A 13738-nucleotide genomic window follows, 5' to 3' on the forward strand; every position below is an offset into this window, starting at 1 on the left:
TAAATAGAAATACACAATACTTTTATGAGGTTTAAATATATATTTTGTATAATATTTGTCGAAAAATAAAGGTATTTGTTAACTTTGTGTATAATTATAATCATATAGAATACAAATAAAAGGAGATTCGTATGGGAGTGTATTGGGGGACAAAAAGACATTCTTGGCTTAGTTATGTCTCATTTTGGTTAAGTATTTCATTTTTTATTGTTTTTCTCATTGAAGTGTTTATTTTTAAAACACTTTCAAATAGTTCAGTGCAAATTGTTAAATATTTTTATTTTATATTTGTACCAGTAAACATCTTTCTTAGTTTAAAGTTACTCTTTAAGAAGAATGAAAAGAAAGCATTACCTATTTTTAGTTTTATAGTATCATTATTATTTACAATTCTAATACTAGTATTAGCGTTAGCAGCTACTGGGAAATTCTTTTAAGGAGAGTGATGTAAATCACTCTCCTTTTTTGATGTGAGCAAATAATGATTGGGAATAGGTTTAAAATTTAAGGAGGATTAAGTAATAAAGTAAGCCACATAATAATGAAGACTGAATAAAGTGTTTTATATACTTATGAAGCAAATGAATACGGTTAGAACGTTGATATATGGTACAATACATATGGATAGTGATAGAGATAAAGAGTATATAAAATACTCATCGTTTTTTAGTAAGAGAGGGGTTATCTTATGCTATACGAGGATTTGATGACATTATTTCAAGCAGCTCCGAAAGAAGAAGGTAGAGGCGCTTGGAAATATATAATCCAGGAACGAAATGATAAATATGAAATTGTTAATGAAATGTTGAAAAATCAAATGAGTGTTGAATTGTATTTTAATGAATATGATGAGGTGAAAATCACTTTATATAAAGAGGGAATGCCTATTTCGACGATGCAAAGAATTGCGATTTCAAAAGTTGAATTAGATGAAGAAGAAGAAGGGATTCAATTCGTTTTAGAACGTATGCCTAGTCGAATGATTCGGTTGCAATTAAAGCCATATTTGGCACTCGAAATGGGGCCGTACTGGGAAGTATGTGATGATTGTGAGTAAATATATATAAAAAGCATCCAATAACATGGATGCTTTTTATGTTTTTTGAAGTTGTTTAAAAGCAATAATCGGAAGTAAAATGATGCTAACCCACCCGATTACTGGATATAGAATATGGAGTAATTCACTGTAACCAACGTAACTAAAGCAATAACTTATTAGTAAAATGAAGAAAATAATATTGTTATTTTTCCAGCCAGTGATGGATTGCATTTGTTTTGTCATTCCGAACACATTGCCAACTAAAGTTGTGAATACTTCACCGAAAATGATAAGAACAAAGAAAAAGTGAAAAGTGGCATTGAATTTTCTTATGACTTCAGCCATTGGAATGTTATATTGATAAAATTGGTCGACTGATAAGATAGCTAAATGGCTACATAATAATATTAAAGAAAGTCCTGCCCCACCTAAAATACCGCCCCATAAAATGGCCTTTCGATCTTTTACTTCGCTGGCTAACGGGACGAGGACGCTTTGGGCGAGAGAAAGATTTAAGGCGACATATGTAATAGGACTAGTTATCCACTTCATATTCCAGCTTTCTGCAGGAATAGTGTTACTAATAGGAGTTGTACCGTGAAAAAACGTTGTAATAGCAAGTCCGATAATGAAAATCATCATAATAGGTACGACAAGTGTATTAACTTCAAAAACCCCTTGTAATCCGCGACTACCTATAATGAGACAGGCGATTACTGTAATGAAAATACCGAGTTGTCTTGGTAAACGAAGTTGCTCTTCGAATACCGCCCCAGCTCCTGATAACATAACGCTCGTTACACCAAATAATACGAGTAATAATAATGTGTTTACGACATTTCCAAATACATCCCCAAATAAATATTTGTTAAATTCTTGCGCTGAAAATGCACCGATTTGTGAGGAGAGTAACATCATTTTTGTACCGAGCCAAATAAAAAAAAATCCACTTATACATATGCCAATTGTTCCATAAAAGCCATTCACTGTAAAAAATTCAACAATTTCTCGTCCAGTAGCAAATCCAGCTCCAACGACTGTTCCAATATAAGTAGCAGCGACTTTCTTTGCTACTTGCCATTGTTGATTGTCCATGTTATCCCTCTTTCTACTACGATGAGCTTGATTTACTATTATGCATATGTATGAGCTTGGACAATTAGACGTATGAAGTGTTTGAAAACATACATGAATTAATACATATTAGGGAAATATTAAAGGTGTTAAAACTTTGTTACATATAAGCTAATCGTTCGAAAGGATAGGAAATGTATGGTAACATGTAACTAGGTTATGAAAAGATAATCATTACAAAATGATAAGAGGAGTGGATTGTATGAGTACGAAAACAAATGTTGTTGAAGTATTAAACAAGCAGGTAGCAAACTGGAATGTGTTATATGTGAAACTACATAATTATCACTGGTATGTGACAGGACCACACTTCTTTACATTACATGAGAAATTTGAAGAGTTTTACAATGAAGCTGGAACGTATATTGATGAATTAGCAGAACGTATTTTAGCATTGGAAGGTAAGCCGTTAGCGACAATGAAAGAATATCTTGCAACATCTAGTGTGAATGAAGGGACAAGCAAGGAATCTGCAGAAGAAATGGTGCAAACATTAGTAAATGATTACTCAGCACTTATTCAAGAACTAAAAGAAGGCATGGAAGTTGCTGGTGAAGCTGGAGATGAAACATCAGCGGACATGTTGTTAGCAATTCATACAACATTAGAACAACATGTATGGATGCTAAGTGCGTTCTTAAAATAAAGTGAAACTTTAATCAGTGGGGGCTTACTGCCCATTAAAGCGGGATAAATATAAGAATATAAAGAAAAAAGTCATTGAAAAATTCTTTCAATGACTTTTTTGTGATTTTTCAGTTTTCTTTTATGCTATAATATAGTAAAAAGGAGGCGATGCGATGTTTCGCTTTTTCAAAACTAGAAAAGAAGAGCGTGAAATTACGAAAGATGAATTGGAACAAGCGATGGCTAAGTTTCTAGAAAAGAATGCTAATATCGTTTATACAGTATTAGTAAATGATGATTATACAGTGAATTATGATTTGTTAAAGCCGTATTTACCTGCATTTCCAACAAACCATTTTCTTATTACGAAGGAAACGCTTGAGGTATTTGAACATACAGAAGAAAACTTAAACCTAGTGAAAGAAATTGATATTGTACAAAAGGCAGTAGATCAGTATGTAACAGAAAAAGAAATGTTTCCAATTGTAGAAGGTAGTGAAGATCGCCTCATATGCGGAATGAAACTAGGACCTTACTTAGATCGTATATTAAAAAGAGACTTATATATTTCAGAAAAACATTATTTAGTTTCAAGTAAACCAGATAGAAAAAAACAAAAGAGTGGGTAGATGTATTGAGAACAACAATAAATATATTGTTGTCTTTTTTTTGGTTGTAAAAATATTTATTTTTCAGTCTATTAAACTTTATACTAAATTTATTGGGTAAAGAGGAGTAATAATTGAGTATCATTTTAAGAATAAAGTTATTGTTAGCTTGAGTTATATAACGATTACAGAATGATATAAAGGTTTGAGACATAAATATTATAACAGGTTACGGGGGAGTAGATGTATGAAAAATGGTATGACTTACATTCAATTATTAAATGAAACGTTACATTGCTATGCAAGTAAAGGAAGTTTAGAAGCGTACACTTATATAATGGAGCATGCTAAAGGTATAGTAGGGAATGAGGCTCAAATATATAATTTTAAATATGCATTAGCGAGTGCAGCAGGACTTGAAGAAGAAGCGTTGCATTTAATGAAGGAAGCTATTATAGAAAAGGGTTTTTGGTATGGAAATGAGTATTTAATTTCGGACGACGATTTAAAACCACTACATAAATTTGAAGAGTTTCATCAAATGGTTCAATTATGTAAAGAAAGAGAAGAGTTAGCAAAGAAAACAGAACGAGCAGATGTGAAATATATAGAAAGTAAGAAAAAAGAAAAACTATTTATTGCAATGCACGGTGATCAAGAAAATATAGGAATAATAGAACCATATTGGAAATCTGTTTTGGCACAAAATTATACGTTAGCTTTACCACAGTCTTCGAAAATCCAGTTTTCAGATGGGTTTGTATGGGATGATTTACATAGAGGGAAAGAAGAATTAAAAGAGCATTACGATAAGCTTATAGAGAACCGTACAGTAGAACATGTAATAATTGGCGGTTTTTCTGCTGGAGCAAGAGTAGCTCTATATACAATTTTACAAAAAAATATAGCTGTGGATGGGTTTATTTTTATGGCACCGTGGCTTCCAGAGGTTGAAGAATGGAATGAGTTGCTGGGAGTACTACAGGATAAACATATAAAGGGATATATAGTCTGCGGTGATCAAGATGAAGATTGTTTCGAATGCACACAGCAATTTGTACAATTATTAAGAGATAAGAATATAGAACATAAGTATAAAATTATACCTAACTTAAATCATGATTATCCTATTCACTTTGAAGAGGTATTGAAAGAAGCTATTGAATATATAGGGAATGAAAACAATAAGTAGTAAGAAAAGGAGATGCATCATATGTGATGTATCTCCTTTTTAAAATTATAAATTAAAAGCATTTGCCAATAAGCGATAAGAATTCAATTTATCTTCAAATCGATGAGTAATAGTGACAATCATAAATTCTTCAGTATTGTACGCTTTGCTTAAGTTTATGATTTTTTCTTTTACAGAAGACGGATCGCCTACTATCATACGTTGACGATTTTCTTTTATACGGAATAAATCATACGTGCTATATGAATAATTTTGAGCAGTTTCGATAGAAGGAGTGCCAGTTGTACGCTTTCCTTGTTCTAGTAATAAGATTGATAAATCTAAACTAGAAGCAATTTTTTCCGCCTCTTCATTTGTTTCTCCGCAAATAACAAAAATAGCGACGATTGATTTTGGTTTATCTCCTAAATAGGAAGGCTGGAATTGTTCTTGATAAGCTTCCATTACTTCAGGGCCGCCGTATCCGTTAATGAACTGTGCGAATGCAAAAGAAGCACCTTGTTGTGCGGCAATCTTTGCACTCTCTCCGCTAGAGCCAAGCAACCACATGTCAGGAGATGTGGGAATTACAGGAGTAGCCTTTAAATTTGCATAATGATGGTTTTCTGGTACTTGATCATGTAAGTACATTGCAACATCTGCAATTTGCTCTGGATATTGATCAAGTGAGACCATTTTTCCTTCTTGAAGTGCGCGAGTTGCAATGGGCATACCACCAGGTGCTCTGCCGACACCAAGGTCAATACGATTTGGATAAAGCGCTTCTAAAACACGGAAATTCTCAGCAACTTTATACGGGCTATAGTGAGGTAACATAACACCACCCGAACCAACTCTCATACGCTCCGTTTTTGCTGCAATATGAGAAATAAGTATTTCTGGACTTGAACCAGCAAGGCTTACAGAATTGTGATGCTCTGATACCCAAAAGCGTGTATATCCGAGTTTTTCAACTTCTTGCGCAAGCGTAACTGTATGTGAAAAAGCTTGGGTTGCTGTACTACCATCTGAAATAGGGGATTGGTCTAATACACTTAATTTGATCATAGAATATACCTCTCAATCTTAATGTACATCCTATTATATATTTACTTACGAAAAATGCGTAATGAAATGCTCAAAATAAAAAGTGGATAAATTATATATCCACTTTTAATGTGAAAATCCTCGTTCATAATGATTCATTTCGACTACATTTAAAATATATTCGTAGTTATCAATCTCAAGTTTTATTTGTTCACGCTCTTTTTTAGATAGATGCATATTACTAAGTTTGTTGCATAGCTGTTGTTTCTTTTCTTCTAAATCCTTTTTTGTAGCATTGTAGTCGTAAGTTGGTTTCATTTTTAACCACTCCTTATTTGCTGTTGCTATATTATACGAAGCGTGAAGAGATGTGAGAGCGATCTCTTATGTATTTTCAGTGAATATTCAACTTGCTCTGTTGTTATGTTTATGGAAATTTATGAATAAAATGCACTAAACGACTAATGCCCATTTGATGAAGTAAGGGGTGGAATTGTGCAGAAAGATATAATGTATAACACGGAGATGGATGAAACGTTAAAAATTATAAATAAAGGATTAAAGAAGACGACGAGTCCAAAGCAAATTATTGTAGTAGGGGCTGGCATGGCTGGATTAGTTTCGGCATCTTTATTAAAAGCTGCGGGACATGAAGTGAAGATTTTTGAGGCAAACAACCGGGTAGGTGGCCGCATAGAGACAGTTAGAATGGAAGATACCGGTTTATATTTGGATGTAGGGGCGATGAGAATTCCGTATTCGCATACATTAACGATGGCATATATAAGAAAATTTGGGCTACAGGTAAGCCCTTTTATTAATAGGAATGAGACTGATATTATTTACGTAAACGGCCGAAAAACGACATTAAAACAATATGAAAAAGAGCCAAGTATATTAAAGTATCCTGTGGAAATGAATGAAGTTGGGAAAACGTCTGAGGAGCTATTATTGTTAGCGGTACAGCCTATTATAAATTTTATTAAAAAGAACCCGGAGAAAAATTGGGATGTTGTAGTAAATGATTTTGGCAGATACTCTACAGGACAATTTTTAAAGTATCACCCTTATCAATATAATACTTACTTTTCACCAGTAACAATTGAGATGATTGGCGTTTTGTTGGATTTAGAAGGTTTTTTAGAAAGGTCATTCGTTGAGACATTACGTTTTTTATACATTATGCAAGAGGAGAGCGGATTTTGTGAAATAATAGGCGGTAATGATAGATTGCCAAAATCTTTTTTACCACAATTAGAGGAAGATATTATATATAATCAAAAATTAATGAAGCTACATCAGCATGATAATGGTGTGACAGCTTTCTATCGAAACGAAGAAACGTTTGAATATAGTAGTATTACAGGGGACTTAGTTATTGTTACCATTCCGTTTTCGACAATGCGGTTTGTAGAAGTAGATCCATTTGATTCTATATCTCATGAGAAATGGAAAGCAATTCGTGAATTGCATTATATGCCAGCGACAAAAATAGGAATTCAATTTAAAAGTCGATTTTGGGAAGAACAAGGACAGTTAGGTGGCAGAATTATAACAGATTTGCCAATTCGTTACGCCTATTATCCAAGCTATGGAATTGGAGAGAAGGGACCAGCTATGATGCTAGGAAGCTATACATGGTCTTATGATGCGTTGTTATGGGATGGCTTATCAAAGGGTGACCGTATTTATTACACATTACAAAACTTAGCAACGATATTAGGTGGTCAAGTATATGATGAATTCTTATCTGGTATATCAAAAAGTTGGACGTTGGATCCATATGCACTTGGAGGGTTTGCTCTATTTCAGGCAGGTCAAGAATCAGAGTTGCAACCAGCGATTGTCAAACCAGAGGGAAGAATATTCTTTGCTGGAGACCATACAACGTTATATCACGGATGGATACAAGGGGCAATTGAATCTGGCGTTCGTGTTGCGGTAGATGTAAATGAATTAAATGTATAAAATTCAGAAATTTCTTTACTGTATAGTTTGAGATGGATATTATTATATATAAAAGAATTATAGGGAGTGTTTACAGTGAATCCATTATTATTCGATTTTCCTTCTGAATTTTATACTGAAAGGTTATTGATTCGAATGCCGAAACCAGGTGATGGTAAAGTTGTATACGATGCCATTCAAGCTTCTATGAAAGAATTAAAACCATGGATGGTTTTTGCGCAAAAAGAGCAAACAGAGGAAGAAGTAGAAGTGAGCATTAGAAAATCACATATTCAATTTTTACAGCGTGAGGACTTAAGATTACTAGTTTTTTCGAAAGAAACAGGTGAATTTATTGCATCGGCTGGATTACATCGCGTTAATTGGAATATACCACAATTTGAAATCGGATATTGGATTGATTCAAGGTTTAGTGGAAAGGGCTATATGGTCGAGGCTGCGAAAGGCATAACAGATTATGCTTTTTCTGAACTGAAAGCAAACCGCGTAGAAATTCGTTGTGATTCTTTAAATAAGAAAAGTAGAGCGATCCCTGAGAAATTAGGTTTTAAATTAGAGGGTGTTTTAGAAAGTGCGAGTGTTGCAGTAGATGGAAATGGATTAAGGGATATGTGTGTATTTGCGATGACTAGAAATACATATGAAAAAGAAGAGCTGTAGAGAAACGGCTCTTCTTTTTGTGTATTATGGTACAGGATGTCCGTTAGAGCTTTCGAAAATTGTAAACCATTGTTGACGGTCTAAGTTAACTTTTGTAGCAAGAGCGGCTGTTTTAACACGATCTAATTTACCAGATCCGATGATTGGCAACATTTTAGCTGGATGTGCAAGTAACCAAGCATACATAACCGTATCGATACTAGAAACACCTAGCTCAGTAGCAACTTTTTGCACAGTTTCACGTACACGTACAGCACGTTCTGATTGACCAGTAAAGATTTCTCCGCCAGCAAGAGGTGACCAAATCATTGGATTGATTCGTTTTTCCTGACATAAATCAATTGTTCCCTTTTCAAAATGCTCAAGCTGCAGAGCTGATACTTCAATTTGGTTCGTAATAAGCGAGAAATCTAAGTATGAACTTAACATATTGAATTGGGAAGGTAAAAAGTTAGATACACCGAAATGCCGAACTTTTCCTTCTTGTCTTAAGCGTGAGAACGCTTCTGCCACTTCATTTGGATCCATGAAAGGATCAGGACGATGGATAAGTAATACGTCAATATAATCTGTATGTAAATTTTTAAGTGAAGCTTCTGCACTTTGAATAATATGTTTTGCACTAGTGTTGTAGTGAGCAACATAACGCTCTGGAAATTTCGGTGATGGGGGAGCGATTCCACATTTTGTGATGATTTGCATGTTTTCACGTAAGGAAGGCTTTAGTTGTAATGCCTCTCCGAACAGTCCTTCACACGTATAACCGCCATAAATATCAGCATGATCAAAAGTAGTAATTCCCATATCCATACAATCTTCAATGAAAGAAAGTAATTCTTGTTTCGTCATATTCCATTCTGCTAAACGCCAAAAACCTTGAATCATACGAGAAAATTCGAGTGCTTCGGTCATTTGAACTCGTTCCATTATAGTACCCCCTTGATGAATGATTATTTTTTGAAAAGGCTTTCTTACTACATATTATTATATAGTTAGAGGGGCGTACAAACAATAAATATGTTTTGCTACAAAAACGATTATTTCTATATGATATAATGTAAAAACATATAGCTAGAAGGAGAGGTACAAAATGATTCCAGTAACAATATTAACTGGTTTTCTTGGTTCAGGGAAAACGACATTATTAAATCGTATTTTATCAGAGAATCACGGTCAGAAATTGGCGGTGATCGTAAATGAAATCGGGCAAATTGGTATTGATAATCAGTTGATTATGAATGTTGAAGAAGAAATTATGGAAATGACAAACGGCTGTTTATGCTGTACTGTACGTGAGGATTTACTCGTTGCGTTAAAACAATTACTGGACGTAAAAGCAGAAGGGAAAATGGACTTTGATGGATTAGTAATTGAAACAACGGGTCTTGCAAATCCAGGTCCTATTATTCAAACATTCTTTTTAGATCCTGTTATTCAATCTGCATACCAAATTAATGGTGTTGTAACAGTAGTAGATAGTTATCATATACATAAACATTTTGAAAAAGGGCTAGAAGCAAAAGAACAAATTGCATTTGCTGATGTTGTATTAGTGAATAAGTTAGATTTAATTGAAGAGAGTGAAAAAGAAAATCTCCTACATGAATTGCAAGGAATAAACCCGACTGCAAAGTTAATTCAGTCGACTAATTGTGATGTGGATATTCCATCGTTACTACAAATTCAAACGTTTAAAACGAAAGATACGTTACAAATTTATCCTCATACAGAGCATAATCATTTAGAAGGTGTAAAATCGTTTGTACTACGCGAAGAGCGTCCGTTAGATTTACAAAAACTAAATGAGTGGATGTCAGCTGTCGTTCAAGAACTAGGAGAATATTTATATCGCTACAAAGGAATTTTATCGATTGATGGAGTGGATAAACGTATCGTTTTCCAAGGCGTACATACGTTATTTGCTGCTTCGTATGATAGAGAGTGGCAAGAGGGCGAAGATCGAGTAAGTGAAGTTGTTTTTATCGGAAAAGATATTAATAAAGAATGGTTCCAAGCACATTTCGAGGAGTGTGTGAAATAAGTCTGCGTTTATTGCAGGCTTATTTTTTGGACTTAACTAAGTGTTTTGTAGAAAAATACTAGATTGCCAAAAACGAAGGACTAAAAAAACCTGTTTTCACAGGTTTGTATGTTCATCTAAAAGTAACTCCATTACAACACCTACAACAGGACCTTCATCATCAATATCGCCATTTAAACGGAAGCCAAATGACTCATATAATCCCATTGCAAGTTTGTTGTCTGGGTGTAAACTTAAATAAATTGTTTTACATTCAAATTTATTTTGTAAGAATTGAATAAGCAAGCGAAGGAAACGTTTTGCGTATCCTTTTCCTTGATATTGTTGGTCAATCATAAAGCGGTCTAACCATATGCTTTTACGTTTTTCACAATACCATCCATACATTGCATATCCTACAAGTGTTTCTCCATCATATAAACCTACTGACGTTCCGTTTCCCTCATATAATGATTCTGCTAAAGAAAACGCATTGCTTTCAATAAATTGCTGCTGGTCTTTTGCGACGTTTAAAGCAGCTACCGAACGCCAATTTTTTTCTGTTACTTCACAAATGTGAAGAGTCATAATTCCAACTCACCTTCTAAATTAATATAGCTTAAAAGCTAATATGGATAATTTTACTTGTTATTTTGGTCAAGTCAAGCAGAAACACATAAACATTATGCTAATAAGAGCATCTCCATTGGTGAACTCAATATTTTTATTCACTGCACATTGCACTCGTTGAAGGGGCACTTGGTTTTGTATTGTCTGCTGTATGTAATATCCTACAGGAGAAATTCTGGATTGTGTTTTTAGGAACATATTGATCCTTATATTTATCAATTTGGATAGCTAGTTAAAATAAAGATGCTGGTTTAGGATTTGCTATTGTTACAAAATAGGTAAGGATTATAAAAGCAGAACCCTTATACGGTTCTGCTTTTATTTGGTGTAATTAATTGTCTATATCTAGTGTAAATCCCCATATAGGTTTTTTTTCTTCAATTAACTCAACATCTGTCCTATTTACTTCCATATGAAATTCCCCACGACCTGGTACAGACATATTTAGTTTGTGTCCTACCTGTGGATTATTTGTAGCAATAACTACTTTTAATTCGCTTGCAGTTAGTACTCCGAAATTATGTCCTTTATATTTTGCGTATGTTGTAATTTCATAAGCGGTATCCAAGTCTTCTTTTTTTATTTTTTTAAAGAAAATATTTTCATCCCAATCATCTTGAATAAAACCATTTAATAGTTCAGCTGGATCATTCGATATAATTTCTAGATCATCTTTCTTTCCAGCTAACATGTATTCTTGTCCATTATATAATCCATATTTTCCATCTCTAATCATTGAGTCACCTAATCTACTGTTTTTCGGTTGCCGGTATTAAACGGCAGAACCTTTGTGCTTATAAGGTTCTGCTGTTATCTATTGTAATTAATTCTCTTTATTTAGTGTAAATCCCCAGATAGGTTCTACTTTTTCAATTAACTCAACATCTTCTAGTCTTACATCTTTTACGAATTCCCCACGACCAGGTGAAGACATTCCTAATTCTTTTCCTACTTTGGGATCAATCGTATATATTGAAACAGTTCCCTTGTCTTTATTTTCTCCAATAATTCGAAACATAATTTCTTTATGCTTGGCAAAAGGTGTAATGTCATACGCTGTTTCTAACTCGGATTTTTCAACTTCTTTTATAAATAAATTGGGATTTCGTTCGTAGGGTGTAAAACCGTTTTGTAAGTCCTTTTGATTTGTAGAAGTTAATATAAACCGATTACCGATTTTGGATATACTATATTCTGTCCCTTTATAAACTGCATACTCATCTCGTCTAATCATTTCCATAATTCCTTTCTTAGTTCTTAGTCACAGCTGGAATAAATTTTTTATCTAGCTCGCTATATATTCCTACCAATCGTTCCTTTCCGTTTACAACTTCATATATTTCTGCTCCATCATGTGGTCTTAATTTCTGTGGAAATTGAGATTCATATTCTGGAATAATACGTCCGTTTTCAGACATTACAAATCCATTTCCTGTTTGAGGATATTGTAAGTAATCGCTAGGTTTTTTATTTATTGGGTCATTAAAATTATCGCCATAAGGAATATATAGTTTTTCCGCATCATCCGATGTAAATCTAATAACACCAAAATCACTTTCGGTAGTAAATTTGGTTTTGTGATAATCTAAACGTAATGAGTGAAATAAGTCATGTGATGATTGAATGTCTGCTACATCTTCAAATTTTGCAACGCATCCCCCGACTTCATTGAATCGCTCATCCATTAAGTATTTTTTTATATCTTCTAACGGAATTGCTTTCTGCATCATTGTAGTAGAAGTTGGTGCGGGAACACTGTCTCTAATCTGTTTCATGGCTACTACTTCTTCTGGACTAAGTTCATGATACATTTTTGTTTTTAGCTCATTAAACTTTTCACGTGATATATCTACATCCCGCAAAACAGAATCTATTTGATTTTCAAAGTTACTTTCAGCTAGATGTTCGATTTGTTCACGTGTATATCTCGGTTTGATTTCTGCCACTGTTCCGCCAGTATTCTCTAAATAACGTTTTACTTGTGCTTCACCTACACTTGTGACAGGTTGGGACCTATCACCTTTAGCAAACTGGTAGGTTGAAAGTTTTTCTTCGGCTTGTCTAAAACTAGCACTATCAAATACAGATCTACCACCATTACCGCCTGCGAAAGCCAAATTATCGCCTTTATTAAATAATTGTCCAGCTTTCGAGATACCTTGAGAGAATTTAGCCCCTTGTGCTAGCTTTGCAGCCTTACTGACCCCTTTATCTCCAAGAAGACCTAATCCAATTTGTGTTAAAGCGTAAGATCCCCATCTTGCACGGGTCTCTGCATCTCCATTTATCACATCTTTGTTAAAGGAATCTGATAACGCATTCCACATAGCAGGTAAAGCTTCATCTAAATGGGTGACAGTGTAGCCCATGCCTTTCCAAGTTTCCCAGTCACCTAATGCTTTTATACCGTCGATTGTATCTCCAACAGCATCTCCCGCACCGTCTACTATACCATCCCATACTTTTCCTAAGAAAGATTTTTCAGGTGCTTTACTAGACTTAGTCGTTTTTGGGGATGTTACATCTTCACTATCTGCAACGCGGAATTTCTCAGCAATTCTCTTTAATTCTTCTTCAACATGCACAAGCGCATTAATAGCTGTGAATGCGGATGGTCTTGCATTGTTAAACATTTGAACGAAATTTTGATTTGATGCGCCTGTCCATTGAAAACACATGTAATCAATTTGATTGCATAAGTTATTATGTATAGATTCTAATGCATGCTTTGTATCGTTTGCCCGTTTTGCAACTCGTTCCAATTCTTCGGGCGTTACTTTTATTTGAACCATTTTTTTCCTCCCTTTCCCGATTAAAATTATGAGGTAAGAAGG

The 13738-nt window shown here is 34.2% G+C and carries 16 protein-coding genes; 8 read left to right on the forward strand and 8 right to left on the reverse strand.

Annotated elements, in window-relative coordinates:
- Positions 1-131 precede the first annotated feature (131 nt).
- Positions 132-437, forward strand: coding sequence for a hypothetical protein (locus ACTFR9_RS02645; protein ID WP_000539566.1), 306 nt, complete (start codon positions 132-134; stop codon positions 435-437).
- Between the two features lie 251 nt (positions 438-688).
- A complete protein-coding gene (locus tag ACTFR9_RS02650; protein WP_000965080.1) occupies positions 689-1057 on the forward strand; it encodes a DUF3979 family protein in 369 nt (122 codons plus the stop codon).
- 36 nt (positions 1058-1093) lie between these two features.
- Here the strand turns inward: ACTFR9_RS02650 and ACTFR9_RS02655 are convergent, their stop codons facing one another.
- On the reverse strand, positions 1094-2134 hold the full coding sequence (locus ACTFR9_RS02655; protein ID WP_001990330.1) for a YkvI family membrane protein: 1041 nt from the start codon (positions 2132-2134) through the stop codon (positions 1094-1096).
- 241 nt (positions 2135-2375) lie between these two features.
- On the opposite strand from ACTFR9_RS02655, the gene ACTFR9_RS02660 reads away from it, so the two are divergent.
- From ACTFR9_RS02660 to ACTFR9_RS02670, 3 genes are all read left to right on the forward strand, one after another.
- Positions 2376-2819, forward strand: a complete 444-nt coding sequence (locus tag ACTFR9_RS02660) for a Dps family protein (protein WP_000105198.1) — start codon at positions 2376-2378, stop codon at positions 2817-2819.
- Between the two features lie 154 nt (positions 2820-2973).
- Positions 2974-3429 (forward strand): DUF3939 domain-containing protein, encoded by a 456-nt coding sequence (locus ACTFR9_RS02665; protein ID WP_000488196.1) that lies wholly within the window; start codon positions 2974-2976, stop codon positions 3427-3429.
- Positions 3430-3655: 226 nt separating this feature from the next.
- On the forward strand, positions 3656-4600 hold the full coding sequence (locus ACTFR9_RS02670; protein ID WP_046197609.1) for an alpha/beta hydrolase: 945 nt from the start codon (positions 3656-3658) through the stop codon (positions 4598-4600).
- Between the two features lie 45 nt (positions 4601-4645).
- Here ACTFR9_RS02670 and ACTFR9_RS02675 read toward each other — a convergent pair whose 3' ends face one another.
- Both ACTFR9_RS02675 and ACTFR9_RS02680 read right to left on the reverse strand, forming a co-directional pair.
- Positions 4646-5647: an LLM class flavin-dependent oxidoreductase gene (locus ACTFR9_RS02675; RefSeq protein ID WP_000594065.1), complete on the reverse strand. Its 1002-nt coding sequence runs from the start codon at positions 5645-5647 to the stop codon at positions 4646-4648.
- A gap of 105 nt (positions 5648-5752) precedes the next feature.
- Positions 5753-5944 (reverse strand): DUF3896 domain-containing protein, encoded by a 192-nt coding sequence (locus ACTFR9_RS02680; RefSeq protein WP_440048939.1) that lies wholly within the window; start codon positions 5942-5944, stop codon positions 5753-5755.
- A 177-nt stretch (positions 5945-6121) separates the two neighbouring features.
- On the opposite strand from ACTFR9_RS02680, the gene ACTFR9_RS02685 reads away from it, so the two are divergent.
- Positions 6122-7594: a flavin monoamine oxidase family protein gene (locus ACTFR9_RS02685; RefSeq protein WP_001168144.1), complete on the forward strand. Its 1473-nt coding sequence runs from the start codon at positions 6122-6124 to the stop codon at positions 7592-7594.
- A 75-nt stretch (positions 7595-7669) separates the two neighbouring features.
- Complete coding sequence (locus ACTFR9_RS02690; protein ID WP_061184784.1) at positions 7670-8254, forward strand: GNAT family N-acetyltransferase; 585 nt, start codon at positions 7670-7672, stop codon at positions 8252-8254.
- 24 nt (positions 8255-8278) lie between these two features.
- Here ACTFR9_RS02690 and ACTFR9_RS02695 read toward each other — a convergent pair whose 3' ends face one another.
- Positions 8279-9181 carry an aldo/keto reductase gene (locus tag ACTFR9_RS02695; protein WP_000442825.1) on the reverse strand — a complete coding sequence of 301 codons (903 nt, stop codon included), beginning with the start codon at positions 9179-9181 and terminating at the stop codon, positions 8279-8281.
- A gap of 163 nt (positions 9182-9344) precedes the next feature.
- Between ACTFR9_RS02695 and ACTFR9_RS02700 the strand changes: the two genes are divergently transcribed.
- Entirely contained in the window at positions 9345-10295 is a 951-nt protein-coding gene (locus tag ACTFR9_RS02700) for a CobW family GTP-binding protein (RefSeq protein ID WP_000613439.1), read from the forward strand.
- 96 nt (positions 10296-10391) lie between these two features.
- On the opposite strand, the gene ACTFR9_RS02705 is transcribed toward ACTFR9_RS02700, so the two are convergent.
- The 4 genes from ACTFR9_RS02705 to ACTFR9_RS02720 all read right to left on the reverse strand — a co-directional run bounded on the left by ACTFR9_RS02705 (position 10392) and on the right by ACTFR9_RS02720 (position 13696).
- Positions 10392-10862, reverse strand: coding sequence for a GNAT family N-acetyltransferase (locus ACTFR9_RS02705; RefSeq protein ID WP_000172420.1), 471 nt, complete (start codon positions 10860-10862; stop codon positions 10392-10394).
- 373 nt (positions 10863-11235) lie between these two features.
- Positions 11236-11640 carry a hypothetical protein gene (locus ACTFR9_RS02710; protein ID WP_000617398.1) on the reverse strand — a complete coding sequence of 135 codons (405 nt, stop codon included), beginning with the start codon at positions 11638-11640 and terminating at the stop codon, positions 11236-11238.
- A gap of 87 nt (positions 11641-11727) precedes the next feature.
- Positions 11728-12138: a hypothetical protein gene (locus ACTFR9_RS02715; protein ID WP_000621152.1), complete on the reverse strand. Its 411-nt coding sequence runs from the start codon at positions 12136-12138 to the stop codon at positions 11728-11730.
- A gap of 16 nt (positions 12139-12154) precedes the next feature.
- Positions 12155-13696, reverse strand: coding sequence for a WXG100 family type VII secretion target (locus ACTFR9_RS02720; RefSeq protein WP_229136389.1), 1542 nt, complete (start codon positions 13694-13696; stop codon positions 12155-12157).
- Between the last annotated feature and the right edge of the window lie 42 nt (positions 13697-13738).

Origin of the sequence: Bacillus cereus group sp. MYBK222-1 (genome assembly GCF_051916425.1) — a bacterium.
GTDB classification, from domain to species: Bacteria; Bacillota; Bacilli; order Bacillales; family Bacillaceae_G; genus Bacillus_A; species Bacillus_A paranthracis.

Coding starts and splice junctions, on each gene's coding strand:
- ACTFR9_RS02645 (WP_000539566.1), top strand. CDS start 132: ATGGGAGTGTATTGGGGGACAAAAAGACATTCTTGGCTTAGTTATGTC.
- ACTFR9_RS02650 (WP_000965080.1), top strand. CDS start 689: ATGCTATACGAGGATTTGATGACATTATTTCAAGCAGCTCCGAAAGAA.
- ACTFR9_RS02655 (WP_001990330.1), bottom strand. CDS start 2,134: ATGGACAATCAACAATGGCAAGTAGCAAAGAAAGTCGCTGCTACTTAT.
- ACTFR9_RS02660 (WP_000105198.1), top strand. CDS start 2,376: ATGAGTACGAAAACAAATGTTGTTGAAGTATTAAACAAGCAGGTAGCA.
- ACTFR9_RS02665 (WP_000488196.1), top strand. CDS start 2,974: ATGTTTCGCTTTTTCAAAACTAGAAAAGAAGAGCGTGAAATTACGAAA.
- ACTFR9_RS02670 (WP_046197609.1), top strand. CDS start 3,656: ATGAAAAATGGTATGACTTACATTCAATTATTAAATGAAACGTTACAT.
- ACTFR9_RS02675 (WP_000594065.1), bottom strand. CDS start 5,647: ATGATCAAATTAAGTGTATTAGACCAATCCCCTATTTCAGATGGTAGT.
- ACTFR9_RS02680 (WP_440048939.1), bottom strand. CDS start 5,944: ATGAAACCAACTTACGACTACAATGCTACAAAAAAGGATTTAGAAGAA.
- ACTFR9_RS02695 (WP_000442825.1), bottom strand. CDS start 9,181: ATGGAACGAGTTCAAATGACCGAAGCACTCGAATTTTCTCGTATGATT.
- ACTFR9_RS02700 (WP_000613439.1), top strand. CDS start 9,345: ATGATTCCAGTAACAATATTAACTGGTTTTCTTGGTTCAGGGAAAACG.
- ACTFR9_RS02705 (WP_000172420.1), bottom strand. CDS start 10,862: ATGACTCTTCACATTTGTGAAGTAACAGAAAAAAATTGGCGTTCGGTA.
- ACTFR9_RS02710 (WP_000617398.1), bottom strand. CDS start 11,640: ATGATTAGAGATGGAAAATATGGATTATATAATGGACAAGAATACATG.
- ACTFR9_RS02715 (WP_000621152.1), bottom strand. CDS start 12,138: ATGATTAGACGAGATGAGTATGCAGTTTATAAAGGGACAGAATATAGT.
- ACTFR9_RS02720 (WP_229136389.1), bottom strand. CDS start 13,696: ATGGTTCAAATAAAAGTAACGCCCGAAGAATTGGAACGAGTTGCAAAA.